Here is a 984-nt window from a genome sequence, read left to right on the forward strand (position 1 = left end):
CCCGGGCAACCACGCCCGGGGACCCGCGACGTCCACGTCTGCATACACTGGCCGCCGAGCACGACCAGGTGCGGCCCCGGCAGGAAGCAGAGACGACGGTGACAGAGGCGATCCTCCTTGTCGGAGGGCAGGGCACCCGGCTGCGCCCGCTCACGGTGAACACCCCCAAGCCCATGGTCCCGGCGGCCGGTGTGCCGTTCCTCACCCACCAGCTCGCCCGGGCCCGGGCCGCCGGGGTGGAACACATCGTGCTGGCCACGTCCTACTTGGCGGAGGTCTTCGAGCCGCACTTCGGCGACGGCTCGCGGCTCGGCCTGCACCTGGAGTACGTCACCGAGGAGGAACCGCTCGGCACCGGCGGCGCCATCCGCAACGTCGCCTCCCGACTGTCCTGCGGGCCCGGCGACCCGGTGCTCATCTTCAACGGCGACATCCTCACCGGCCTCGACATCCGCGCCCTCGTGGACACCCACCGCGGCACCGGGGCCGACGTCTCCCTGCACCTCACCCGGGTGGACGACCCGCGGGCCTACGGACTGGTGCCGACCGACGACAACGGCCGGGTCACGGCGTTCCTGGAGAAGCCGCAGACCCCCGAGGAGATCGTCACCGACCAGATCAACGCCGGCGCCTACGTCTTCAACCGGTCCGTCATCGACACCATCCCCGCCGGGCGCCCGGTCTCGGTGGAGCGGGAGACGTTTCCCGGGCTGCTCGCCGAGGGCGCGCACCTCCAGGGCATGGTCGACTCCACGTACTGGCTCGACCTCGGCACCCCGCAGGCGTTCGTACGCGGCTCCGCCGACCTGGTGCTGGGCCGCGCGCCGTCCCCCGCGGTGCCCGGCCGCTGCGGCGAACGGCTGGTCGTCGCGGGTGCCCACGTCGCCCCTGACGCCAAACTCAGCGGCGGCACCGCGGTCGGCGCCGGCGCCCGGATCGAGGACGGCGCCCGGGTGGACGGCAGCACCGTGCTGGCCGGCGCGT

General features: G+C 73.7%; 1 protein-coding gene. It reads left to right on the top strand.

Annotated features, from left to right (window positions below; genetic code table 11):
- Positions 1–98: 98 nt before the first annotated feature.
- Positions 99–984 (top strand): mannose-1-phosphate guanylyltransferase (manB, locus tag ACYVE9_RS28315; RefSeq protein WP_461030740.1); only part of this gene is annotated, 886 nt, incomplete at its 3' end.

The organism is Streptomyces sparsus (assembly GCF_054776295.1).